We start from the raw sequence: 20,519 nt of genomic DNA, 5'->3' as shown, positions 1-20,519 counted from the left end.
TCGGGATACTTGTAACCCAATCTCAGGCCTGTTTTTCCACGGCATGTTGCGTCAGGTGCAGAGCACTGGATCGACGCGATCGGCGCGGAACTGGAAGCTGGATCGGCCCGGACGGGCGTGCTGGATGGTAAACCCAGCTGTTCCGCGCCTATCCTGCGATTTCATACACTTGGATTGGAAACTGCTCCTATAGCTCGCCAAACAACATCAATTGGTTAGACTGCGGTTTGGAAACTGATTGATCTTTACAAGATCTTGCTATTGATCTGCGCGCGAAGAGGATAACGAATATGCTGACGGCCCTCGAGTTCAAGCGAGATGTCCTGAACCCAATTCTTGATAGCTTTCTGAGCCATCAGACCCTTGCGAACAGTTACTGCATCATTTGGGCGATAGACTCATACGCAACACACGTGGCCCTCGATAATGTTGAACAGGCGAAAGATGCCGAGTCGTTGGAGAATAACTTTAAGCGAAAGTTATCGACTGCGGCTTGGGAGTTTCGCGTCATCAAAGAAGCATCAAATGCAACAAAGCACGGTATACGAAAAATTAAAGTAAATGCGAAACATGCGAACGATGTGTTGAGAAGCAGTGATGTGCGTCCTGACAAAGGTAAGGGATTCTATGCATGGTTTAGCCGCGTTGATGGCGGCACAACCATTGAAACTGATTGGATCTACCGAAAAGAAGAAAAAGCTTATTTTGATTCAATGGGTGAAAAAGTTAATGGCTATCGAGGTATCGGTCCGACAATCTATCTTTCAGAGATTATTCATCCTGCAATAGATGCAATAGATGCAATAGATGCGGAAATGCAAGTTTCTAAAAATTAGTGTAAAACAATTAACGTTGTGACGCAGAAAAACCGATCTGTCGTAGGGTCACCAAGTCCGCCTGACCTTCGGCAGCTGTGACACATGAGGCCACCCTACCCCACATCGGCACTTTGCCCTGTTTTCGAAATCGTGCCGCTCGATGTCGTCAGGCAGTTGATCAGGCGTAAACTCGACCGCATGGCCGCACGACCAGCACTTCACCTCGATGTGCGTGCAACCAGGCGGAAACAGTGGGTCATTGGGCGGGTTTGACATGCTCAATCAGTTATGCGGTTCGGCTCCAAGTTCAAGCCACACCCTTGAACGCAAAAAAGCCCGCCCACCTGTTGAGGCGAGCGGGCTTTTCCATTGCTTTCACTTTTCGGCCAGATCCGACCGATTGCTTTCACTCGATATTCAGCCGGTCAGTCTTCGGCCAGGATCTGCTTGATTGCAGCCTTGTCATCGTTCGCCTGCTGCGCGCTGTTCAGATGCTCAGTCGCGAGGATTGCCAGATCTCGATAGGTCACTGGCTGCCGTGTCGAGATCGGGGTCGGTTCCAGCAGCTGCGCCGGCACCTCGGGCTTTACCGGCACATACTCAATCCTTGGCTGGCACATCCCTGCGCCCAAGAATAGCGGCAAGGTCAGGATCAATCTGCGCATCGGCGCACTCCCCAAGTTGAAGTTTTCGGATAGCTTTGATCGTCGCGCCTGCCTCGATCGTCATCTGTGTGGCTCGGGCAGCGCGCGCAGCAGCCACATCAGCGGCAAGGCGCGACTGATCCGCTTGCATGGTCAGGGCGGTGACATTGCGCGTGAGACGGCTGTTCTCCGCCTCAAGATCGCTCACCGTGCCAGACTGCCACCACAGCGCCCCGGACAGCCCCAGGCAGGCCAGTAGAGCGCCGACGGCCACATAGCGCATCATGTCAGCCACCAGATCAGCAGAACGGTGACAGCAGCGATGCCAAGTGCGACCCAGATCACGCACCCACCCCAGACATGCAAACTTCATACCCAGCAGACCGGCGCAGCTTCAGACCGCGTATCAGCACGCCCCCCGACTTGTTGTAGAAGGTGTGCCGATAGCAGGCGTCGGCGAAGTCACCGCGGTTTGCGCTTTTCAGGGCGGATGACTTCAGGACGGCGAACGGGCCCACGTTCCACGCCAGATCCGTGAAGACCGCATCGACTTGGGGTGGCATGTAGTCGATCGTGACGCCCGTGCGATATTTGGACCAATACTGTTCGCGCATGATCCGATACAGCCCGGCCTCGCACTGCTCGATCGTGCGAACGTCACCCATCGCAACCCGTGTACCGGTGTGGCTGGTTTCCCCGTAGCAGATCGTCGGCAGGTCAGGCTCGGGGATCCTATCGAGATAGGCACGAACGCAGATCCCGCGCGCGCTTTCCGAGCATTTGAACGTCGGCCCCGTCCCTTCCCATTGCTTGGTCAGCGGAATTGCGTAGATGGCGGTTTTCTCCCAAGTCGGCAGGCCGGATTTCGGCTGCGAAACTGTGACAGGTTTCGAGACAGGAACATCCCCTATCGCAAAGGCTGGTGCCGACACGAGCCACAGCAATACCGCCGTAATGATCACGCTGATGCCAGCCAGCTTCAAAGTGCGCAGGATGCTCGGCAGGGTCTGGTCGATGAACCATCCGATGATGCCGAATACGATCAGGAACAGCATCACGTTGCCCACGAGATAGGGGTCGATCACATCACCAGTGATCGCGAAATACTGCTCGGGTCCATAGAAAACCAATGCGATCAGGATCAGCGTGCAGATGCTGTAAGCCCGCATCTTTGATTTTGCGTTTGGGATTAGCTTCATTGTCGTGTCTCCAATGCTTGAAACCCCGCAAGCGGGGCATTTCGGTTAAATTGTCGGGGGTGGGTCAGTCTTAAGCTATGGCCGCACTAGTTGGCGCAGGAGCGTATTGGTTTCGCGCTGAGCTGCTTTGACCTCTTCGAGGCCGGATGACAGGTTGCGAAACTGGACTTCCGTTCCTGCTGCGGTGTTTTCCAGGACGCGAACACGGAGCTCGATCCCGTTTCGGCTTTGCCTAGCCTCGCTGATCTGTTCGTTTTGGTTGTCGACGGCAGTTGTCAAGCTGGCAATAGTCAAGCCAACGTAGAGACCCGCGCCGATCAATCCGGTGCCGACCGTCCACGCCAGCCCTTTATTGAGCGTGATCCCCCTGTCGGAGTTTTCAATAATCGACATTTGGGTGCTCCATCTGAAATTCGTCTGCCGTCATATGTTGGTGCCTTTACTGGTATTTGAAGAACAGCACGGCCAGCGTCATCACCGCCCGCCGCCATCTAGCAACGCCGTCAGCCTTCAATGCTTCGTGGAACTGCGCGCCCGCGGTGAAACGATCCCAGCCTAGCGCGAGAAAATAGTCATGCAGGGCGGCCGCTTTGAGGTATCGCGGGTCGTGCGGATCAAAGAGCCAGCGCAGGCCGCGCGGGATCGACACGTCGAACACCGTGCCAACTGGTACCGCATACTCGGCGCCGGTGCCCAAGCTGCCGACCCGCCATATGAGTGGCTTTGTTGAGCGGTAGAGGATGTCCCCGATCGGCTCGTACCAGTCGGAGGCTTGGGTGTACGCGCTCATGCCAGCAAGTCCGTATCACGAAGAGCGGATACCAAACCCATAGCCGCGACAGCCTCGATGCCCTCCATGCCCAGAACAGCCGTGATCTTGTCGGCAACTGCTATAGGCGGCGGGCCGTCAGAATCTGGTGTCCAAAGAACCACCAGCGCCTGAGCCTGCGATGCCTTGGCCATGTCTATGACTTCCTCGGTATCCCATGCGGGGCGTGGCAAAGGAGACGTAGCGTTTCCAATGAACCCCTCGCCAATGATCAAGCTCGCAAGCGCATAGAGGTTGCCATCAACATCGGCCCAAGAGGGATTGCGGTACGTCTGCCCGTCGGCCTCGGAGTACCCCAAGGTCATAGCGTAGTGATTGGCGATGTCAGTATGGTCAGCAGGGACCGCGATTGTCAGTCTCATAGCGTGACCCCCGTCTTGGCGGCGAGATCGGCTTCGGTGCTTTCGATGATGGATACATCAAGAGCAGGACCAAAGCGGACCGTCAGGCCGAATAGGTCGCCTTTGAACGGCACCAAAGGGCCTGATCGCGCACCAATGTACAAAGGGTAAGCAAGGTAGTCACCAAGGCCTTGATCGGCAGGCGATGTGTTAGAAGACCCATCAAGCCGAATAGTAGAAATATCTGCGGATATATCCCCAATACCTGTAATGACCGAATTGGCAGGAAGGGACTGGCCGGCAGGGCTTACGACGTCAGAGGTTACAGCACCCCTGCTCCTAAACTCATAACGAGTATTTGAGATGATAGCGAACGTGCCGTTGTTGCTCATGGAGCTACTAGAAAGTTCCGTAATAATAGCGGTGCTGGGACTTAGCTTCCGCACCCCCGCAAACACCTGCACCTTATCCGTTCCCGGCGTGATCGTAGGTGTAACCATGGAGTCGTCAACGCCGTCAAATTCCAGCCAATGCAGGGTGCCATCTGTTTGATACGTTGGACGTGCAGCCGCTATGGTCTGTACGGCGTGGTTGCCGGGGAGTTCGCGGACGGAGATGTTGTCTAGGGTGCCGCTGAATGCGCCTACGCCGGAATTGCGATTGAACCGCAAATTATAGGCCGTCTCTGAAAGAGGGTTCTTGAATATCCGAGTGTATTGCCCGGATACTGAAAGAGCAGTAAAATATTCTGCTCCTCCAGTAGTGCCACTCCTCACATCCAAAGCACCAGAGAAAACCTCTAGGTCAAATGATATTTCGACCCATTCGCCAGCAGGCACTACCCCATTTTGGATAAGTGCATCATCAAGAGTTGCTGCGCCGCTAGCCGAAGCTTTACCATCGGCCCAAGACCACGAAGCACCCGCCGAAAATCCAGTAAGGTCTGTGTCAAACGTCCCGTTCGTGATCAACTCCGGCCCCAACGCCAGCCCCTGCGATTTATCCAGCATAAGCCCCACAGGCTGACCCGCAGCGGTAACAGGCACGGTTCCAGCAGCGTCTTGGAATAGCGTGCTTAGGTCGCTTGGATCATACCATGCGCCCTGCTCCCCGTTTGCGAACAGGCTTGCGGGGAAGAACCCGCCACCGTCAGGACGCAGCAATACGCCCCTGCTGATGCCTAGCCCGCGCGAGACGACCGGGCGGCCCGAAATGATCCCTTTCTGGATGCCCATATCAAACCCCGATCGTGTAGAATTTCGCTGTGCCGGATGCGACGATCTTGAGTGATGGCCGGTTGCGGCGGTCGATCACATAAACATCGGCCAAGGTGAGGGTGTACTCTTCCCCATCTGGCGTGAACCAGTCGCCTGCCGAATCTTCGATCTGCACCTGCACATCCCCATCGCCGGGATCTACAACGATCGAGAAATCGGTGCTGTAGTTCACGCCTTCGGGGATGATCTTGTCGTCTGTCTGGTAAGTGGGCATTCCTGAAATCCTACTTGGTTGGGGGGGGCTGCATGCACCCATGCTTGTTTCGCTTGAGGGGCGGTTAGCCCTAAACCCAATGCGTGTCGTCGGTGATGTCCACAGGCACCGGGTCAGCCGCTTCCAGCGCATTAGATGCCGTGCGAATTGCGCTGATCTGCGACCAGATCGCTTCCCCGGCCGTCCACGCTACCGCCTCGGCTTCGGTCCAGTTGGCCCGCCCCTTTTCGGCGAGGATAGCGGCTTGGGCGGTCAGGTTGCGCTGCTTCCATTCGGGGCACACCTCAAGGATGCGGCGCGCAGCCTCGGCCTTGATCGAGGAAGCGCGCTTGGCGCGGACGGCTTCGGGCGTCGGGACTGTGTTCTTGATAATCATGCGCCCACCCCGTCCGTCAGATCGGCTTCATCGACCGTCCAGGAGCCGCGAGCGGAGCGGTCAGTCGGAATGTCCGCCGCGTCCACGATCTTGTAGGGCTTGCCTGTCGGTACGTCCTTGGCGGCAATTTGCTCGACCGTCAGGCCGCAATCGGCCGGGATCAAGATCGACACGCCGCCTTCATCGTTCTGGTAGATGATACGTTCGTTCATTGGGTTGCCTTTCATCGGAAAATTGCTACGGACACACGTGCACGCTCAATCGTAGACCCCAAGCCTGACACAACGTTAAATCTGAAGTTCGATGTGGAGCGGATGGAGCCAGCCAAGCTAGCGGGGGATCCAGCAATGCTATCTTCACCAGCGTCCACAAATGCGCCGTAGTTTACATCCGGCATCGGGGTGATGAAGTTGGCGGTGTAATCCGCTTCCGCATTATCAGCTATGCTAGATATATTAACAGATGCGAGAATCTCGTTTGTTATGCCGTTGAATAAAAGCCATGACCTCGGGGCACAGACCGGGGCAGAACCAGCCGCATTAAATGCCTGGCGCAAGGTCAGTGGTGTTATAGCTGCGATGTTGTTTGCACCAATCTGCGCTTCACCTTCCGTCGCGAAGTCCCTTGTCGCCAATTCGCCAAGCCCCATAACGCCCTGCGCTTCGGCATCACTTTCGCTTTCGAGAACTGCGCGCCCCGTGAGGCCGCTTGTCAGAAACTCAAGCCCGGTTTCATCATCCTTTACCCGCAGCAGGTCGCCTGCCCGCCCTGTCAGCGGCGGCAGATCGCCAGCCATGGCGATTGCGGTGATGTCTTCGACCTGACCGACAATCCAGGTGACCACACTGTTCATATAGCCGACCAGGGTGGCAAAGAATGTCACGTTTGCCTCTGCCCGCTCCTTGAAGGTGGCGGGGTCACTACGCAACGCGGGTGGTGGTACTGTGGGGGGAACCGGAGCTGGCATCAGACTATTCCTTGTATTTCGATTGAGATGATGGCGTGATCCGCGCCGGTGTAGAGGGTCCGATAACCTCGATAGAACCCGTAGTTGGTCGCGGCAAAGGCGATGGTTTCGCTGGCGATCCAGACAGCAGGGGTGCCGCCGCGCAGCCCCTTGAGGATCCGCGTCACCCCCGCCACGCTGTCGCGCTTGACCACAACATCGAAATCCATGAGACGGGTCGCCTCGCGCTTCATCGTTTCGAGGTTGCCGAAATCGTCAGTCTGCACAAAACTGAAGTCGAGACCGGAGGCCGCAATACCGTCTTGGGGTGTGATTCCGAGCTCGGAGATGTAGCCCTGCACAATCTGCCCAACCGCGACCTGCGCGCCGGTTAAGGTCACCACGATGCGCGGCGTTCCGAGGACAGGCAGATCTGTCAGCACGAACTCTTCGAGCGGGCGGAACGGCTCGACAAAATAGGCCAGCCAGTCCGTCACAGCGCTTTCGTCGTTCATCTCCACCGTGCGGTCATATATGAGCTCCGGATCGGCATAGACCCTGACCCGCACCGTGTCGGCAACAATTCCGTATCCGGCGATACCGCCGATAAAGACGCCCGGTCTGACCTCAAACTCGATCGATCCTGCCTGCACTGCAGGCTGCGACGGCTTGCTGTCAAAGATCCGCCAGCGGTTTGTTGCACCAATGATCTGCCAGTAGACCGGATCGGGATTGTCTACCAAGGGATCTGCCAGAGCCGCTGCTTCCAGATCGGGATTGTTGCCGGTGTTGTCTCCCAGGAGGGAGCGATAGACCGTATGCGTGACCAGACTGATAGCATAATCGCCGCGCTCGTAAGTCGTGAGCGCGGACCACACAGCATGATCATCTTCGGGCACATTGCTCGCCGTCAATGTCAGGTCGGAGACCGGGACCGGAAGTATGATTTTCATGTGCCGGGCTCCAAAGCAGCGCGGCGCATCTGGTTGAACAGTTGGTTGGTCAACCTCGCGTTGCTCTGATCACCTTCCCGGATCGCACGCACTACCTCATTCAACAGCGCAGTGACATCATCCCCTGCTGCAGTCTGAATATCTTCAAGGCTGGCGCGATAGCCGCCGGCGGTTTGCGCATAGATCTGATCCGCTTTGGTCCTGAAGAGCGTGTTATTGGCAAGGCTTGCACTGAGCGCATCCGATGCTGCCGTGATCTCAGCAAAGGCCGGGGACAGCTTGATAAGTGATGCAACCAGTTCGCTATCACCCAGACTATCAGCCTCATCGACCAAAGCGCGGAAGGCCGCGCGGCTGGCAGGAAGCGCATTGATACCGAGGTCGGAAAGCTGCTCGACCATGAGTTTTGTTGAATGGCGCGCGCGCTCTTGCGCGGTATAGAAATCATCGTAGTAGCTTCCCATGAATTCTCCGAAGCCCTGCAACCCACCGAAGCGATCAGCAAACGTGCTGGCAAGATCACCACCGGCAAGGGACATTTCATACAGGTTCAGGCCAAGGGCGCGCATCGCGGGGTTGACGGTCTGTAAGCTGACCACGATCCGAGACAGGGCATCATAAGACCCCTCACCGGCCCGCTTGAGCGCCTCGAACGCCTCATTTACCTGACTGGTCGATGACCCGAGGGCGCTGCCGATCACCCCAAGGATCCCGCCCTTGCCCGAAAACGGGTTGGACGAAGAGATTGTCCCGACCATGGCATCGGCAAACACGTCAGAAAGGCGCTCCATCTCGGCCGCAACAGCCTTCTGGATCTCTTCCTCGGATTTGCCCCTGGTCGAGACATTGAACCGAAAGCTGGCCTTGTCGATATTGGCCGCGTCTAAGCCTACGACCTGACCCAGACCGATGATGCTGTTACCGATGTCGCTGATTGCCTTTTGAAGCGGCGCAGCAACTTCAGCAGCCGCGTTGCCATAGGACGTGCTGACCTTCTTGGACAAGCCCCAGAACTTCTTTGTCTCGATCGTGCGAAAAGTCTGCACCATCGCGTCCAACCCATCGACCGTGACGCGCAGGCCAGCGTCCAGTTCCTTGGTCTTCTTCTTGAAGAACGAAAACACAGCGGCGACCGCAAGCAAGGGCGCAGCGATAGCCCCGATTGCTGCACCAAAAGCCCCCATTGTGGCAGTGGCCGCGCCCATCTGAGTACCGATCACGCCCGTCAGCCCGCCAAGGCCACCAGACATAAACCCGCCAACAGCCATGTTGAAACCCGCGCCTATGCCTGATGTCAGCGCGCCGATGCCGCCGCCAATGCTGCCGAGAATTCCACCGCCGCCCCCAAGGATACCACCGCCACCAGGTACGCCAGCCGAGGCGGCCCCGCCGACACCACTGGACGTGATCCCCAATGAAAGCATGATCTTTTGTCTGGCCGCCATAGCGACCATCTGACTGATCATGCCGGTAAAACTCGAGAGGATCGACTTGGCGAAATCCTTGAAGCCGGTCAGACCGCGCCCGATAAAGTCACCGAACGCATTGGCAACGCCGTCGATGCCGCTGATCATGATGTTGGCTTTTTTGGTACCGATGTCCTCGGACGTAAGGGCGGCATCCTTCAGTGCATCGTTGTATGCCTCGGCCTCGGTCTTTACCTTTTCCAGCGCCTTTGCAGCCTTGCCAGCAGATCCCCCAGAACCACCAACGTCATTGAGCGCGTCGTTTAGGTCTTCTGTGGAATCCGCGCCGCCGTCGACCTCGTCTGATGTCTCGGAAACAATCGCAGCGAGCTTTGCACCGGCGGCGCGCGCCATCTCAAAACCTTCAACAGCCAAGGCCGATGCCTCAGCTTTCAACCTGCCGGCGCTGGCTGCAGCAGACTCCGCCTTTCCATCAAACTCCGACATCGCCGAGGCGGCCTTGCCGGAAGTCTCGAGGATCTTATCAGCGAAAGCCCCCATGCCGGGAATGTCCGCCATATCAGCGCCGAGATTGCCGAGAAACCGCGACCAGGTTTCGTGGATTCTGGACATCACGCCGAAAAAGCTCGATGCCACCATTTCCCAGATCGCAGACATTGCGGGCGGGATCGCCTCGGCGCTTTTCGTGATACCAGCCCAAACGCCAGCCGCCAGATCCCCGAGCGCTTCAAGTGCATTGCCCCATCCGCCGGTCGCGAACACCAAGTCAGAGAACTTCCCGACCAGGTAGCCCGCGCCGATGACCAAAGCACCAAAGCCAGTAGCGAATATAGCGCCCTTCAGGGCGGTCAGCGCACCGACAAGCGAAAAAGTCACGCCACGTGCAGCCGCGAACGCCGCAACGTACTTCGTGCCCATTACACCGACCAGAACTGTTGCTGTGCCTGCTAGGGTGCTTAGATTATCAATCAGCCCATCAATGACAGCACGCAGCGCCCCGCCTTCGCGCAGACTGTCAGTCATTGCCTGAGCCATTTCCCCCATCGCCGGCACCAGCGCGATTGCAAGTTGCTGTCCCGCGTATTGCGAGATCAGACCAAGCCGCCCGATCCGGTCGTTCGCCTTTTCGATGGCGTCAGAATCTGTTTGGCTGATCGCAAGGCCGTAGCTTTCAATATCAGCCCGTGCCTGCCGGAACGCTTCACCGCCAGCGCCAACGGCCAGCACCATTTCGCGGTTTCGAACACCAAGCTGTTGCAGCACCACGGATGATTGTGCGGTGGATAGGCCCATTTCTTCAATGGCATCTGCAAGGACGGCCATCTTTTCGTCAGCATCTATGCCCTGTAAATCTCTGGCGGTCAGATTTAGGGCCTTGAGTGCCTCGGATGCCCCCTTGCTGCCCTTCGCAATCTCACGATCCATTGTCTGGACTGCGTCAGTAAGCGTGGACAGTGATACGCCCGCTTCACCAGCAGCCAATTCAAGCGCTCGGAATCCGCCGACACTGCTATCAAGTCGCCTTGCCGACTTGGCTAAAGCGTCGATCTGGCTAGCCCCAGCCAAGGCTGCGGTTGAAAGCGCTGCCCCCATGGCAGCGGCGACCCCAGCGACAGCCAGAAACTTGGTCCGGGCAACCTCAAGGTTCTTTTGGGCCTCGGACATGCCGCGCTTGAATTGGGCGCTATCAAGCCCAAGGTTGACACGCAACGCGCCGATGACGGACTGTGACATCAATTACCCCTTTAGGATTTTTAGAAATGTTTGGAAAACTGCTGTTCATTGCAGCTGCGCTTTGCGCTTCAGGAGCTTCTGCGAAGAACTACTCTGAGAAAAGCGACTGCATGGCAGAACTATCAAAGACAATATTCACATCTGACGCGTTCTCAAATCAGCGAGAAGTGCGATCCCATCAATTCAAAACCGTTCCCGATTTCGGAAGTGAAAATGTAGAGAACATCGTTGACGCATTTGAGAAGATTGAACGGGCATGGGCCGTTATTGCAGAAGAGCTGCTTCTGCTGTGCTCACAGTATCCGTCTGAGTGAAAACGCCGCTTAATGAGCCGCTCTTAGCCCTAACCCTTCGGCTTTTTAGCCATAGCCATAAAGAACGCCCTGACCTGCAATTGTGCCACCTCATCCGGCACATCTTTTTGCCGTGAACCCGCGTTCAGCTTGGGCATCTTTTTGGGATCGTGGAACGCGAACGCGATAAGATTTGCCAGTTCGTAGTTGCGATTCCGGGACAATTCGTGGGCACGTTCGTCCCGGTCAACAATGCCGCGCAGGATAATCACTATCTCGCGCGGCGTAAGGCCCCAAAACTGGGCATAGTCTTGGCCGTGACCAAGCCAGCTCGAAAGAAGCGAACTTATGAAGTCTTGGTCTTGCGGGGCGCTTTCCCCGCCTTTACGTTTCCCGCTTCTGCACCATCACCCTTTTCGGTCTCCGGAAAGGCCAGCTTGCCAGCTTCACCAAGGATGCGGGCGGCCTCAACAAAGCCCATTTCGTCAATCAAGTCGCCAATCTCTTCTTTGGTGTGTTCGCCTTCGACACTCACCCAAAGCAGATCTCGGATGACCTTCATGTCAACGTTCTTCTTTTCCATTTCCCTGAATGCTTCAAGAACGCTGACCCCGGTTTCATCCTGATATTTGATCATGGCATTTGTCGAAAGGCGTGCCGAATGCGACACGCCCCCGACTTCAAAACTCACTGTGCCGCGCTTGGTATTCATGTTGCTGCCGTCCCTTTGGTCCACTCGACATCGCCCGTGGTGCGGATCGAGACGGTCATTTCGACCGGTGCGCCAATGTCACCGCCCTCGACCTGAGGTGTCGGAAAGCCGGAGAACTCAAAGATGTCACCGGTGGCTTGTCCAGGCGCAGCCCTCATGGTGGTCCGATAGAGCACCGGCACGTCCAAAGCCTGATCGGCCAGCTGCTGCTCATATCCGGCTGAGGTATACCCACACGGAACGGAGAGAACGCCGGCGTCCTTCAAGCCCTTGATGTATTCCCGGAAGCCGTTGGGGCTGTCGAGGCTTGTGACATCCTGATAGTCGGTCTCGACCATTGGGATCGCGATACCTTTGCACTCAGGGATGCTTTCCCAAGTCGCTCCCTCGTCATCGGAGCGCTCAGTCAGTGCCCCGTACGCGATAATCTGTTTGCTCATAAGAGCCTCCTAGTTGTTGTAAGTGATCATGAAGTCCAGCGAGACCCGAAATGGCCGGTCAGGCACATTCGATCCGCCTTCGTGGTAATCACGCGACCCCGCGTGAAACACACCTTGGATCCGGCCTGCGCTGTAACCGCTCAAAGCGGTCAAGGCGGCGCGGGAAAGAAATTTGGAAGACGCGTAATCGTTGGCGTCGCAGTCCACCTGAATGCGAGCCTGCGACAGCCCGCTGGGGGCGTTAATCAAATATCCCTCGATGTTGCTCACAACGTTGAGCAAAATTGCGGGATAAGGTTGGCCCTGAGGATGAGCGCCAAAGTTTACGCGGTCGCCAGCGATTGCCGCGATTTCGGGTGTGGACTTTAGTAAAGCGCGGATCAGTTCTTCCACGGCCTATCCTCTTGCTTGCCGCGCAGCCTTGCGCGCTGCCCGTGCCGTTGCCTTGTTGATTTCAGAGCCAATCTCACGCCCCAAATCATCCAGCAGCTTATCCTTTCCGCCGTCCCATGCAGGACGCAGTGCAGGCTGGGGGCCGTGGTTCTCGTTGCCGAATTCCTGCTGAACACCCGCCGGATTGTCGGTGCCAATAAACCCTTCGACGGACGCCCTGTCATCGCGGAACATCTTGCGATGCAGGCCGGACTGCCGCTTGTTCAGTTTCGTAGAGTAGCTGAAGGATTGCGCATACTCGCCTGTCTCACCTACAGGCGCTGCTGCATTGGCCGCTTCCGCAATTGGCTGCGCTGCCGTCTTGAGGGCGCGGCGCAATGCTCCCTTACCACCAGCTGCGGTCAAGTCTTTCAATGCGTCATCAAGTTCCTTAAAACCAGTCAGCTTTACAGACCCGGTCATTGAGCGGGCACCATATCGACGAGCTTCTGAAACGCCGGTTTGAAACCATAGGTGATAGTCGTAACGCCATTAACGCATGAAGTTTCCTGCGTGATGTCGTGTTCGAGATCGATTGCACCATAAGCCAGCATGGCTTCCTTGACTGGATCATCATCCGGCGCAGTATCTATATACTCCGCAAGCCGTTTAACGGCTGAACTGAATTCGGAGAGGTTTGTTTCTATCTTTAGAATACTCTGAGCCATTTTGATCCACACTTTCCGATACTGAAACTTCAAGCCACTGCCTGGGGCCCACGCTCACTTTGAGGTCGCTGACGCGGCCTTCGCAGCCCACCCCTCAAGAAACCTTCGCCGACGCTGTGAATTCTAACCACATCCTGTCATCCCCGAGATCCTTGATGCCCGAGATGTCATAGACGGTGCCGTCGCAGACCAGTCTATCCTTTGGCGTGATACTGGAGGTCAACGCCGACCAGTACACGACGAACCGCGCCGTAATGTTGGCCGAGACTTGGCTGGCCCGCCATATTTCACCATCGCTGATAGGCGTACGTTTAGCCCAAAGCTTTGGACCGATCGCATCGTCTACAGGGTCACCCCAGACAATCTCCTTCTGCAGCCCGTTATCCAAAAGCTGCCCACGCAGAAACTGCACCTGGTGCTTCATTTCACCAGGGCGCATCAGAAATGCGGCCTCTTATAGGGCGCGAGGTCAGCCGCTACGCTGCGCGGAATCTCTACCGCGCTCACGCCAACCAGGATTGCTCCGCGATTACCAAAACGGTGCGCAACCAGATCCAGAATTGCCAGCCGTATTGCAGCCGGGACATCTGCAGGAGCATCTCCATACCCGGCGCGATAGGTTACCTTCACCGCATCATCCCGATCGTCGGTGGCTGGCCAAGCTGCCTTGGATGACAACCGAACGAAGCACCCGGAAGCATCCGAATGCAGTTTGAATTTAGAAGGCGATAGCGTGGCTTCGGCACCGTTCGCGTCGATGTACCCGATCGAAACGATGGACTGCACCGGCGCAAGCCGCAGGTCGAGACGATCACTACGCGGGAAGCCGTCGAACGTATCCGTCCAGTCTTGCGTTATCAACGCCCGCCCCAGGATGCCATCGACGCCCTCAAGATGTGAAACCACTGCGGCGATCAGCATCTCGATCTCATCATTGTCATCATCTTCGATGCGCCGCACCCGTCGCTTGGCGTCCTCAAGCGTGACTGGCGTCACTTCGGGCGGCGACGCCAGTATCGATCGCAACCGCTGCATGATCAGGGCGCGCTGGAGCGCGGGCCAGCTTTGGTGGCAGGCACAGGCTGAGCGGGCGGAGGGGCTGTCGGCGCATCATTGAGCGGGCGCGAGAAGTCTGGAAAGGCCGCATCAACTTCGGCCCGGGTCAGAGTTGCAGATCCCGTCAGTTCCTTGATCCGGTCCATTGCAGGCTTGCCCGCAGCGGTCCAATCTTCATCTTCTTCCGCATCGAGCTGGTCGAGGGCTTGCTTGATCACATCCGGTTTCTTCCTGGCAGCTTCTGCCTCTGCCAACGCGCGGGATCGCTCACGTTCCGCTTCTTCGATGCTCTTGGGATCGATCATGGCGGTCTCGCGGCGGACGGGCAGATGCGCTTTTGCGGCGCCAGCTGCAATCAATTGCTTGCCCAGAATATCGTCTACGGTCACGATCTCGCCCGCATCTGCGCAAAGCAGTGCTGATGCCGACACTTTCAACATTTTAACTTGCATGAGGTCTCACTCCGATAGGTTTCAGGGGCCAGCCGTCAGGCTGGCCTGATGGATCAAACGCTCGGCGGTGAGCTGACGGCAACTTCGACGCCGAAGGTCGATGGCCGCTCGATCGGCAGCTTGCGCGCGCCGTATCGCACCACCACCAGATCGCCGAACGCCACGTTGGCGACATCCGAGGACCGATTGAACCGCACATACCGCTCCCGCGGACCGTGAACATCGATGGCGATCATCTGCCCGTTCAGGTCGTCGTTGACCGCACTGGTCAAACTTGCAGTCGCGCCCGCAATGTCGGCCATGTCGCCGCCCACGTTGGTCGCACTCTGCTGTACGGTCAGACTGGCGATCCCGGTGGCCACGCTGTCGGTCACATGGGCCATGACAAACACGCCCTCATAACCCGCCATATCGATGATGACGGAATCTGCATCGGTGTTTGACGCGGCGGCGATTGATGCCCCGATAAACTGCAGGGCAAGTGAGTTAAGAAGATTGGGCGTCATCGGACACTCCTGTTCAAAAAGGTTGATTACTGCCGCAGGATCACGCCTGCGGCAGAACATTCAGCGCGCGGGCTTAGGCCCCGAGCTTGATGCGGGTGAAAGCCTCGGCCAGCACCGGCTGACCATCGCCCTCATAGCGACCGATAAAGCCGATCTGACCGGTTTCGGCATAGAGCTCGGTCAGGCGCTGGATCTGCATAATCAGGCTGTCGATGATCCAGTAGTGGCTGAAATCACCCAGAATGCCGACATACTGGGAAGCGGCCAGCGTGTTGGGTGCGAACTCGGACATCCGCGACGGACGCCCCAGGAGGCGGTCAGGCTCACCATCACGCATGCTTTCGCGCCAGATGAATTGACCCTCGTTATCTGTCAGCTTGGCGATCTGCTTCATCACATCACGGTGGAACAACCAATTTGCCTTGCTCCAGTACCCAGCTTTCAGCGAGTACTTGGCAGAGATGAGACCCATTGCAGTGACAGCGGTCGAGGTGTTGTCTTCGGACACATCGCGCGATGTCGGAATCCCATCCGGAGAGGCGACGAACAGGCCAAGCGGTTTGCGATCGCCGTTGCCCAGAAGGTAGGATTTCTCCTGTGTGACGCCGAATTTGTAGGCCATGCGCTGACGCACGAGCGTTTCGGGGGACAGCGCCGCCGTGCGCAGCAGCTGCTGGGAAACCTTGATGCGCTTTGCCATTGGATGAGGGCGCATGATGCGCTTACCCAGCCGCATCTGATCGTCCTCGCCACCGGTACCGAGTTCGACGGTCCAGTCAGCATCGCCCATGTCGCTGTCAAGCGTCGGCATCCCGATGCTGGCCGAACTGGTCATCGGAATGACGTTTGCCAGCTGACGGATAATCACTTCGTCATCCATTGCCTTGATCAGCAGGTTCACGAAGGTCTCGGGCACCACCAGGAAGCCGCCTTCGGTGTTCACGCCCGCTGCCAGGTTGCGGAATTCCTCGGCACCATCACCTGTGGGCTGACCAGTAGTCAGGAAGCCGCGAAACGCTTCCATCAGCAGATCGGCGCGGCCACGCTGTTCGCCACGGTCACCGCCGGCAGCCGCGCCACGCTCTTCGCCCTCGCCTGCCAGCTCTTCCAGTTCGCGTTCAGCTTCACGTTGACGCTGTTCGCGCTCGATGTTCGTGCGCAGTTCGTCCGCTTCTTTGAACATCTTGTCGTATTGAACGTTCTCTTCGTCGGTCATGCTACGCGCTTCGGTCTGCGCAGCGGTGATCAACGCCCGCGCATCCTTGATCAGTTTGGCGCGCTTTTCGATCATTTCCTTGATAGTCATTTTCGATTGTTCCTTTGGTCAGGGTGACATCGCGCCACCAGTTCAGGCCCCGCAAACGGGGATCTTTGGTTGAAGTTTCGGAAGGGCCCGCCCGAGGCGGAGAGGTTAAAGGCTGATCAGCGCGAGCTTGCGCAATTCAACCTCATAGTCAGGCACCACAACCGGTGCCGTCGTTTCTTGCCATTCGCCCATCGAGCGCAGGGCAATTTCTGTCTGCGGGTAGGCCGGGAAGGTCACCGGCGACACATCCAGCAGCTCGATGTCGATGAGCGTGCGAACGATCTTACCATCGACATCCGCCCAATTGTCTTTCTTGGTGCGAAACCCGAAAGACATCTGGTCGATATTGCCGACGCGGATGCTTTCACGCAGATCACGGGCAACGGACGTGTCCGGCAACGTGATCTCGCAGCGAAGACCACGCTGATCCTCCGCCACCACCAGAGTTTTGGCCTTTGTGCGGCCAAGGATCTGGTTGGTGTCATGATTGAATAGCGCCCGGATATCGCCGCCAATGCTGCTGGCGAAAGCATTTGGGGCGATCTGCTCGCGAAACCCGCCCAGATCTTCAGAGAGCTGGTCAAAAATGGCGGCGTAGCCGATCAGTACAGAAGGGCCATCATCGCCGACGGCGCGCAGCTCGATATCCGGGCAGCTGAAATACCGCCGTTCCACCTTGCTCTTTGGTTCAACTTTGTCATTCATTCCGCATTTTCCTTGTCTGTTCTGCTTCAAGTGCCTTTTGCACAGCCTGGGCAATCATCTCCTCGACCGAACCGTCGTTTCCAGCACCCGGCGCACCCATACCGAGGCTATCGATCGGCACCGTCGCACCCTGCACATAGAATTCCTCCCCGCCCTCATAGGGATTCATGTCCTCAGCCTTGCGGATCTCGTTGGGGTTCATGGCACCGATGTAGAACATGGCGCGATAGAACGCGGACCTTGCAGCTGCGTCACCGCGCAACAGGCCCTTCATATCCAGCGCGATAAACACGCCCGCCGCGCGATCAGCGGCAGACAGGAGATACGAATTCATCCTCATCTCGATGCGTCTGACCCACCGCAGGATGGTGTCGACGACAAACTCGATCGCCTGTTGCTCGATATTCGAGAACGTCGCAGCGCCCATTTCTCCCACCTTGTGGGGCGGTACCAGGAAGATCCGCGCGATGTCGCCGACGCTGAACTTTTGCAGCTCAAGATACTGCGCATCGTCCATCGACATGCCGATCTGCTCCCATTTCATGCCGCCATCAAAAATAGCGATCTTTCCAGCATTGTCCGGCCCTTGGTGCCGCTTGTTCCAGCTCTCGCGCAAGGCAGTCACTGCATCCGGGCTCAAAGCCTCGGGTGTCGTCAGCGCACCCTTGGGCTGTGCCGAGTTCTGGTAAAAGGACCGCAGGAAACGGCCAGCGGATAGCGCGGTGCCGATGGTCTGACGGTGCGTTGCGATCGGCGACAAGCTGTTCACGCCGTCGAGCATTTTGTGCGGGATCCGCAGCACTTCATCATCAAAAAGGATCCGCACCGGACCCATGCCATCCGGCCACCACCGATACCGCAATTGTCCGGCCGCATTTCGAAACGGCTGAATGTGATCGGGTAGGATCGGCGGCAGTTCCCGCACCCGCCCGTCCCGACCGAGAATGATCCGCGCATAGCTGTCACCGCGCAGCGCGGTATGGCTGATCTGCATCTCGCGCCACTCGAACGATGTCATGCCCGCCACGGGCATATCGTGCAGCACGCTGTAAAGCGGATGCTCAGTCATCTTTGCCTGTGTCGTCACTCCTTTGTCACTCACTGTGCGCTTGTAGACGTGCAACGGCAGTGCAGCGATTGTTTCCGATATCAACGAAACACAGGCATAGACTGCTGTCACACGCATCGCCGATTGGGGCGTTACTGACACACCGTCAGGATCACCGAACATCTGTGCCAGCACCGGGTCGCGCGGATGCTTTGGATCGACTGTTTCGCGCACCTCATCCGGAGCGCTGGCAGCACTGCTGAGCGAAGACAGGAAACCCATCAGCTACGCACACCGAAGATGGCCACAGCGGTCAGGATCACACCCGGCGCGATGAACCCAGCCGCAGGATAGACCAGCCAGGCACCATACCCGACCAATCCAACGCCAACGATACACATGATATCGCGAGCATCTACGGATGGCTTAGTGCCCTTCTCTGGCTTTTCGCTCTTATTCTGATCGCTCATATCAGGCCCCCACGTTCTAAAATTTTCTCACTGGTCAGCTTGCCGCTGTCGCCTTCGTCTTTCGATGCGACCCCGATCGCGTTTACCAGGGCGGCAATTCCATCAATCCGCTGCGTCGATTTTGCCTTGGTCGGCTTGATGTTGCCCGCGGCGTCCGTCTCCACAGCAACCACCTTTGCATGCCGATCAAGCACCGGATGATCGCCATGATGCAGCCCATTTGACATCACCAGACGCTCCAGTTCTTTCGATGGCGGCGACATCGACACGAAACCCTGCTGGTAATACTCGACCGGCAGGCCTTCCTGAGCGATCTCGATGGTTACCTGTGTCGCGTTGTAGCGGTCCATTCCGATGTTCTGGATCTCGAAACGCTCTGCATCGTCGTACAAAACCTTCTTGATGAAGGCATAATCCACTACGTTGCCCTCTGTGCCGATCAGCGCGCCGTCGCGAACCCATCGCTCATAGGGCAGCCGGTCCCGCTTCCCGTGTTCTTGCAGCAAATCCTTCGGCTTGAAGAACCTTGGGATCACCGCCGGCACATCAAGCCCAGGCTGGACCGGGAACCAATGCACCACGGCAGACAAGTCGCTGACCGCCGAGAGATCGATGCCTGTGAAGCACCTCATCCCGGTCAGCTCCGCTTCGAGTGACTTCCAATCGGTCGGACCTGTGCAATACTTCCAGCCAAAGCGCCGGCCCATGTCATCGGCTACATCGATCGGCAGCCAACGCACCGCCTGTTCGGACCAGATGTTCAGGTGATAGGCCTTGAACGCGTTCTCCAACCGCGGCGAACTCATCGCCCGGCGGGCGTCGGCCCGCATCGTGTCCATCTTTTTGGAGACCCCAAGGTTTGGATTAGCCTTGAACCATGTCTCTTCAGCCGTCCAGTCGTCGTTATCCGCGTCCGCAGCATACACAACCACCAGCGTTTCAGGGTCGTTCAGCGTGCCGTCGAGGATCTTCTCACATTCGTCCCAGACTTCGGCACCGTATCCGCCCTTCTTACCAGCGGTCGAGATCAGGAACTCCATCGGCTGGCGTCGGTTGCCTTGGCTGTCGTGCATGAACTGGTAAAGGTCAGGCCCGGGCCATTCGTGGATCTCATCTCCAATCAACCCACTGGCAGCCATGCCGTGCTTGCCCTTTCCGGTTCCGGACAGCGGACGGAACGACGCGTTCAGCGAGCTGCAGTAAATTGCCGTCTTCAGGCAGACCAGATGGTCCTGAAGCGGGTCAGATTTACCCACCATCGTCGAGGCTTTGTTGAATACGATCGCAGCCTGATCCTTGTCGGCGGCAATTGAATAGACCTCACCGCCTTCTTCAGCGTCTCCCAGCAACATCAGCAGTGCGATGCCGGCTGCCATTTCCGTTTTGCCGTTCTTGCGCGGGATCCAGACATAGCACCGCCTGAAACGGCGCGTCCCGTCTGCCCGTTTCCACCCGAACAAAGGGCGGACGATGTCATCCTGCTGCCAGTCCTCCAGGACGAAGGGCCGCCCCGCCCATTCTCCGGACGTGAACCTGAGATAGGTCGGGAAAAAATCCACCGCAGCGTCGGCGGCCTTTTCGTCGAACCAATAATCGCCACTGACCCAAACCTGCCGGTCATGATCGAACGTAGCGCGCTGGCCGACGCCCCGGGGCCGACATGCAACTGCCAT

General features: G+C 57.4%; 30 protein-coding genes. 2 read left to right on the top strand and 28 right to left on the bottom strand.

Annotated features, from left to right (window positions below):
• The first annotated feature begins 290 nt into the window (after positions 1 to 290).
• Positions 291 to 836 (top strand): hypothetical protein, encoded by a 546-nt coding sequence (locus GLP52_RS03755; RefSeq protein WP_237273416.1) that lies wholly within the window; start codon positions 291 to 293, stop codon positions 834 to 836.
• A 407-nt stretch (positions 837 to 1,243) separates the two neighbouring features.
• Here GLP52_RS03755 and lysC read toward each other — a convergent pair whose 3' ends face one another.
• The 13 genes from lysC to GLP52_RS03690 form a co-directional block, all read right to left on the bottom strand.
• Entirely contained in the window at positions 1,244 to 1,414 is a 171-nt protein-coding gene (lysC, locus tag GLP52_RS03750; RefSeq protein WP_237273415.1) for an Rz1-like lysis system protein LysC, read from the bottom strand.
• A 4-nt stretch (positions 1,415 to 1,418) separates the two neighbouring features.
• The gene (locus GLP52_RS03745; RefSeq protein ID WP_237273414.1) at positions 1,419 to 1,835 is read right to left on the bottom strand and encodes a hypothetical protein; all 417 of its coding nucleotides are present in this window, start codon (positions 1,833 to 1,835) and stop codon (positions 1,419 to 1,421) included.
• Positions 1,804 to 2,661: a glycoside hydrolase family protein gene (locus tag GLP52_RS03740; RefSeq protein WP_237273413.1), complete on the bottom strand. Its 858-nt coding sequence runs from the start codon at positions 2,659 to 2,661 to the stop codon at positions 1,804 to 1,806. The genes GLP52_RS03745 and GLP52_RS03740 overlap by 32 nt, the downstream gene beginning before the upstream one ends.
• A 75-nt stretch (positions 2,662 to 2,736) precedes the next feature.
• Entirely contained in the window at positions 2,737 to 3,054 is a 318-nt protein-coding gene (locus GLP52_RS03735; RefSeq protein ID WP_237273412.1) for a hypothetical protein, read from the bottom strand.
• Positions 3,055 to 3,100: 46 nt separating this feature from the next.
• A complete protein-coding gene (locus GLP52_RS03730; protein WP_237273411.1) occupies positions 3,101 to 3,451 on the bottom strand; it encodes a DUF1353 domain-containing protein in 351 nt (116 codons plus the stop codon).
• Complete coding sequence (locus GLP52_RS03725; RefSeq protein ID WP_237273410.1) at positions 3,448 to 3,852, bottom strand: hypothetical protein; 405 nt, start codon at positions 3,850 to 3,852, stop codon at positions 3,448 to 3,450. The genes GLP52_RS03730 and GLP52_RS03725 overlap by 4 nt, the downstream gene beginning before the upstream one ends.
• On the bottom strand, positions 3,849 to 5,066 hold the full coding sequence (locus tag GLP52_RS03720) for a hypothetical protein (protein ID WP_237273409.1): 1,218 nt from the start codon (positions 5,064 to 5,066) through the stop codon (positions 3,849 to 3,851). Before GLP52_RS03720 ends, GLP52_RS03725 begins: the two co-directional genes overlap by 4 nt.
• A 1-nt stretch (position 5,067) precedes the next feature.
• Entirely contained in the window at positions 5,068 to 5,322 is a 255-nt protein-coding gene (locus GLP52_RS03715; protein ID WP_237273408.1) for a hypothetical protein, read from the bottom strand.
• Between the two features lie 70 nt (positions 5,323 to 5,392).
• Positions 5,393 to 5,698, bottom strand: a complete 306-nt coding sequence (locus GLP52_RS03710; RefSeq protein WP_237273407.1) for a hypothetical protein — start codon at positions 5,696 to 5,698, stop codon at positions 5,393 to 5,395.
• Complete coding sequence (locus GLP52_RS03705) at positions 5,695 to 5,910, bottom strand: hypothetical protein (RefSeq protein WP_237273406.1); 216 nt, start codon at positions 5,908 to 5,910, stop codon at positions 5,695 to 5,697. Before GLP52_RS03705 ends, GLP52_RS03710 begins: the two co-directional genes overlap by 4 nt.
• 11 nt (positions 5,911 to 5,921) lie before the next feature.
• Complete coding sequence (locus GLP52_RS03700; RefSeq protein ID WP_237273405.1) at positions 5,922 to 6,581, bottom strand: hypothetical protein; 660 nt, start codon at positions 6,579 to 6,581, stop codon at positions 5,922 to 5,924.
• 83 nt (positions 6,582 to 6,664) lie between these two features.
• Positions 6,665 to 7,597, bottom strand: a complete 933-nt coding sequence (locus GLP52_RS03695) for a hypothetical protein (protein ID WP_237273404.1) — start codon at positions 7,595 to 7,597, stop codon at positions 6,665 to 6,667.
• Positions 7,594 to 10,758: a hypothetical protein gene (locus GLP52_RS03690; RefSeq protein ID WP_237273403.1), complete on the bottom strand. Its 3,165-nt coding sequence runs from the start codon at positions 10,756 to 10,758 to the stop codon at positions 7,594 to 7,596. Before GLP52_RS03690 ends, GLP52_RS03695 begins: the two co-directional genes overlap by 4 nt.
• A 26-nt stretch (positions 10,759 to 10,784) precedes the next feature.
• Here GLP52_RS03690 and GLP52_RS03685 point away from each other — a divergent pair, with 26 nt between their 5' ends.
• Complete coding sequence (locus GLP52_RS03685) at positions 10,785 to 11,072, top strand: hypothetical protein (RefSeq protein WP_237273402.1); 288 nt, start codon at positions 10,785 to 10,787, stop codon at positions 11,070 to 11,072.
• Between the two features lie 29 nt (positions 11,073 to 11,101).
• Here the strand turns inward: GLP52_RS03685 and GLP52_RS03680 are convergent, their stop codons facing one another.
• From GLP52_RS03680 to GLP52_RS03610, 15 genes are all read right to left on the bottom strand, one after another.
• Positions 11,102 to 11,323, bottom strand: coding sequence for a hypothetical protein (locus GLP52_RS03680; RefSeq protein WP_237273401.1), 222 nt, complete (start codon positions 11,321 to 11,323; stop codon positions 11,102 to 11,104).
• Positions 11,324 to 11,397: 74 nt separating this feature from the next.
• Positions 11,398 to 11,763: a hypothetical protein gene (locus tag GLP52_RS03675; RefSeq protein ID WP_237273400.1), complete on the bottom strand. Its 366-nt coding sequence runs from the start codon at positions 11,761 to 11,763 to the stop codon at positions 11,398 to 11,400.
• Positions 11,760 to 12,203, bottom strand: a complete 444-nt coding sequence (locus GLP52_RS03670) for a phage tail tube protein (protein ID WP_237273399.1) — start codon at positions 12,201 to 12,203, stop codon at positions 11,760 to 11,762. The genes GLP52_RS03675 and GLP52_RS03670 overlap by 4 nt, the downstream gene beginning before the upstream one ends.
• A 9-nt stretch (positions 12,204 to 12,212) precedes the next feature.
• On the bottom strand, positions 12,213 to 12,596 hold the full coding sequence (locus GLP52_RS03665; RefSeq protein WP_237273398.1) for a DUF3168 domain-containing protein: 384 nt from the start codon (positions 12,594 to 12,596) through the stop codon (positions 12,213 to 12,215).
• A gap of 3 nt (positions 12,597 to 12,599) precedes the next feature.
• Positions 12,600 to 13,058: an HK97 gp10 family phage protein gene (locus GLP52_RS03660; RefSeq protein WP_237273397.1), complete on the bottom strand. Its 459-nt coding sequence runs from the start codon at positions 13,056 to 13,058 to the stop codon at positions 12,600 to 12,602.
• Positions 13,055 to 13,303: a hypothetical protein gene (locus GLP52_RS03655; RefSeq protein WP_237273396.1), complete on the bottom strand. Its 249-nt coding sequence runs from the start codon at positions 13,301 to 13,303 to the stop codon at positions 13,055 to 13,057. The genes GLP52_RS03660 and GLP52_RS03655 overlap by 4 nt, the downstream gene beginning before the upstream one ends.
• A gap of 94 nt (positions 13,304 to 13,397) precedes the next feature.
• Positions 13,398 to 13,742, bottom strand: coding sequence for a head-tail adaptor protein (locus GLP52_RS03650; protein WP_443069443.1), 345 nt, complete (start codon positions 13,740 to 13,742; stop codon positions 13,398 to 13,400).
• A complete protein-coding gene (locus GLP52_RS03645; RefSeq protein ID WP_237273394.1) occupies positions 13,742 to 14,338 on the bottom strand; it encodes a head-tail connector protein in 597 nt (198 codons plus the stop codon). The genes GLP52_RS03650 and GLP52_RS03645 overlap by 1 nt, the downstream gene beginning before the upstream one ends.
• Before the next feature lie 2 nt (positions 14,339 to 14,340).
• The gene (locus GLP52_RS03640; RefSeq protein WP_237273393.1) at positions 14,341 to 14,799 is read right to left on the bottom strand and encodes a hypothetical protein; all 459 of its coding nucleotides are present in this window, start codon (positions 14,797 to 14,799) and stop codon (positions 14,341 to 14,343) included.
• A gap of 65 nt (positions 14,800 to 14,864) precedes the next feature.
• Positions 14,865 to 15,317, bottom strand: a complete 453-nt coding sequence (locus tag GLP52_RS03635; RefSeq protein ID WP_237273392.1) for a hypothetical protein — start codon at positions 15,315 to 15,317, stop codon at positions 14,865 to 14,867.
• A 73-nt stretch (positions 15,318 to 15,390) separates the two neighbouring features.
• Positions 15,391 to 16,623, bottom strand: a complete 1,233-nt coding sequence (locus GLP52_RS03630; RefSeq protein ID WP_237273391.1) for a phage major capsid protein — start codon at positions 16,621 to 16,623, stop codon at positions 15,391 to 15,393.
• Between the two features lie 105 nt (positions 16,624 to 16,728).
• On the bottom strand, positions 16,729 to 17,328 hold the full coding sequence (locus GLP52_RS03625; RefSeq protein ID WP_237273390.1) for an HK97 family phage prohead protease: 600 nt from the start codon (positions 17,326 to 17,328) through the stop codon (positions 16,729 to 16,731).
• A complete protein-coding gene (locus GLP52_RS03620) occupies positions 17,321 to 18,658 on the bottom strand; it encodes a phage portal protein (RefSeq protein ID WP_237273389.1) in 1,338 nt (445 codons plus the stop codon). The genes GLP52_RS03625 and GLP52_RS03620 overlap by 8 nt, the downstream gene beginning before the upstream one ends.
• Complete coding sequence (locus GLP52_RS03615; protein WP_237273388.1) at positions 18,658 to 18,846, bottom strand: hypothetical protein; 189 nt, start codon at positions 18,844 to 18,846, stop codon at positions 18,658 to 18,660. The genes GLP52_RS03620 and GLP52_RS03615 overlap by 1 nt, the downstream gene beginning before the upstream one ends.
• A complete protein-coding gene (locus GLP52_RS03610) occupies positions 18,843 to 20,519 on the bottom strand; it encodes a terminase large subunit (protein WP_237273387.1) in 1,677 nt (558 codons plus the stop codon). Before GLP52_RS03610 ends, GLP52_RS03615 begins: the two co-directional genes overlap by 4 nt.

It is taken from the genome of Sulfitobacter sp. M22 (assembly GCF_021736025.1).
Taxonomy (GTDB): Bacteria; Pseudomonadota; Alphaproteobacteria; order Rhodobacterales; family Rhodobacteraceae; genus Sulfitobacter; species Sulfitobacter litoralis.
Note: the sequence above shows the minus strand (reverse complement) of the source record. Positions and strands in the feature narration are given on the sequence as shown.

Excerpts from the sequence above, each read along its gene's own strand:
- GLP52_RS03660 (WP_237273397.1), bottom strand. The coding sequence starts at position 13,058 with ATGACCGGGTCTGTAAAGCTGACTGGTTTTAAGGAACTTGATGACGCA.
- GLP52_RS03650 (WP_443069443.1), bottom strand. The coding sequence starts at position 13,742 with ATGCGCCCTGGTGAAATGAAGCACCAGGTGCAGTTTCTGCGTGGGCAG.
- GLP52_RS03610 (WP_237273387.1), bottom strand. The coding sequence starts at position 20,519 with ATGGCAGTTGCATGTCGGCCCCGGGGCGTCGGCCAGCGCGCTACGTTC.
- GLP52_RS03640 (WP_237273393.1), bottom strand. The coding sequence starts at position 14,799 with ATGTTGAAAGTGTCGGCATCAGCACTGCTTTGCGCAGATGCGGGCGAG.
- GLP52_RS03685 (WP_237273402.1), top strand. The coding sequence starts at position 10,785 with ATGTTTGGAAAACTGCTGTTCATTGCAGCTGCGCTTTGCGCTTCAGGA.
- GLP52_RS03645 (WP_237273394.1), bottom strand. The coding sequence starts at position 14,338 with ATGCAGCGGTTGCGATCGATACTGGCGTCGCCGCCCGAAGTGACGCCA.
- GLP52_RS03670 (WP_237273399.1), bottom strand. The coding sequence starts at position 12,203 with ATGAGCAAACAGATTATCGCGTACGGGGCACTGACTGAGCGCTCCGAT.
- GLP52_RS03630 (WP_237273391.1), bottom strand. The coding sequence starts at position 16,623 with ATGACTATCAAGGAAATGATCGAAAAGCGCGCCAAACTGATCAAGGAT.
- GLP52_RS03755 (WP_237273416.1), top strand. The coding sequence starts at position 291 with ATGCTGACGGCCCTCGAGTTCAAGCGAGATGTCCTGAACCCAATTCTT.
- GLP52_RS03745 (WP_237273414.1), bottom strand. The coding sequence starts at position 1,835 with ATGAAGTTTGCATGTCTGGGGTGGGTGCGTGATCTGGGTCGCACTTGG.
- GLP52_RS03690 (WP_237273403.1), bottom strand. The coding sequence starts at position 10,758 with ATGTCACAGTCCGTCATCGGCGCGTTGCGTGTCAACCTTGGGCTTGAT.
- GLP52_RS03735 (WP_237273412.1), bottom strand. The coding sequence starts at position 3,054 with ATGTCGATTATTGAAAACTCCGACAGGGGGATCACGCTCAATAAAGGG.
- GLP52_RS03655 (WP_237273396.1), bottom strand. The coding sequence starts at position 13,303 with ATGGCTCAGAGTATTCTAAAGATAGAAACAAACCTCTCCGAATTCAGT.
- GLP52_RS03620 (WP_237273389.1), bottom strand. The coding sequence starts at position 18,658 with ATGGGTTTCCTGTCTTCGCTCAGCAGTGCTGCCAGCGCTCCGGATGAG.
- GLP52_RS03615 (WP_237273388.1), bottom strand. The coding sequence starts at position 18,846 with ATGAGCGATCAGAATAAGAGCGAAAAGCCAGAGAAGGGCACTAAGCCA.
- GLP52_RS03635 (WP_237273392.1), bottom strand. The coding sequence starts at position 15,317 with ATGACGCCCAATCTTCTTAACTCACTTGCCCTGCAGTTTATCGGGGCA.
- GLP52_RS03720 (WP_237273409.1), bottom strand. The coding sequence starts at position 5,066 with ATGGGCATCCAGAAAGGGATCATTTCGGGCCGCCCGGTCGTCTCGCGC.
- GLP52_RS03710 (WP_237273407.1), bottom strand. The coding sequence starts at position 5,698 with ATGATTATCAAGAACACAGTCCCGACGCCCGAAGCCGTCCGCGCCAAG.
- GLP52_RS03695 (WP_237273404.1), bottom strand. The coding sequence starts at position 7,597 with ATGAAAATCATACTTCCGGTCCCGGTCTCCGACCTGACATTGACGGCG.
- GLP52_RS03705 (WP_237273406.1), bottom strand. The coding sequence starts at position 5,910 with ATGAACGAACGTATCATCTACCAGAACGATGAAGGCGGCGTGTCGATC.
- GLP52_RS03715 (WP_237273408.1), bottom strand. The coding sequence starts at position 5,322 with ATGCCCACTTACCAGACAGACGACAAGATCATCCCCGAAGGCGTGAAC.
- GLP52_RS03740 (WP_237273413.1), bottom strand. The coding sequence starts at position 2,661 with ATGAAGCTAATCCCAAACGCAAAATCAAAGATGCGGGCTTACAGCATC.
- GLP52_RS03625 (WP_237273390.1), bottom strand. The coding sequence starts at position 17,328 with ATGAATGACAAAGTTGAACCAAAGAGCAAGGTGGAACGGCGGTATTTC.
- GLP52_RS03675 (WP_237273400.1), bottom strand. The coding sequence starts at position 11,763 with ATGAATACCAAGCGCGGCACAGTGAGTTTTGAAGTCGGGGGCGTGTCG.
- GLP52_RS03725 (WP_237273410.1), bottom strand. The coding sequence starts at position 3,852 with ATGAGACTGACAATCGCGGTCCCTGCTGACCATACTGACATCGCCAAT.
- GLP52_RS03730 (WP_237273411.1), bottom strand. The coding sequence starts at position 3,451 with ATGAGCGCGTACACCCAAGCCTCCGACTGGTACGAGCCGATCGGGGAC.